The sequence below is a fragment of the Flectobacillus sp. BAB-3569 genome, assembly GCF_002270355.1.
Taxonomy (GTDB): Bacteria; Bacteroidota; Bacteroidia; order Cytophagales; family Spirosomataceae; genus Flectobacillus; species Flectobacillus roseus.
Genome location: NZ_NJFZ01000094.1, coordinates 1 through 550, shown reverse-complemented (window position 1 = coordinate 550; position 550 = coordinate 1). Strand labels below are relative to the sequence as shown.

At 40.3% G+C, this 550-nt stretch carries 1 pseudogene; it reads left to right on the top strand.

The features are described 5' to 3' along the window. Positions 1-389, top strand: a pseudogene (locus BWI92_RS28425) (sugar phosphate isomerase/epimerase family protein); the annotation flags it as partial. Positions 390-550 lie beyond the last annotated feature (161 nt).

Below are 550 nucleotides of genomic sequence, written 5' to 3'. Positions count from 1 at the left end.
GACGCTTATTTGAAAGAATTGCTGATGCGTTGACAACGATAACGGTGTCAAAAACCACCTAATCATGTGCGATGCCGAGWGACATGGGAGATTCTGACGAAAAGAAAAGATTACAAACGGTAGATAATCATAAAAAATGGGTAGAAGCTGCTAAATTTTGGGCTGTAAACCATTCGTGTAAATGCTGGTGGTAAAGGCTCTGCCGAAGAAGTAGCAAAAATGCAGCCGATGGCTTGGCTAAACTTAGTGAGTTTGCGGCTACAATGAAGATAAATGTTATTGTGGAAAACCACGGTGGATATTCGTCAAATGGCGAATGGCTTACTGGCGTTATGAAGGCCGTAAACATGAAAAACTGCGGTACATTGCCAGACTTTGGTAATTTCTGTCAAATTGGTGTACTATATGGCATGGGATTTGGCAAATCGTGATAAACGTATTGTGGTAGATTCAAACAAACCTTAATAGGAGTGCTGATTTTGAGAAGTTATCAAATCAAGTGCTAAAGCGCAAAATAAAGTCAAAGCAACAAAGGCAGCTTATATGGCTG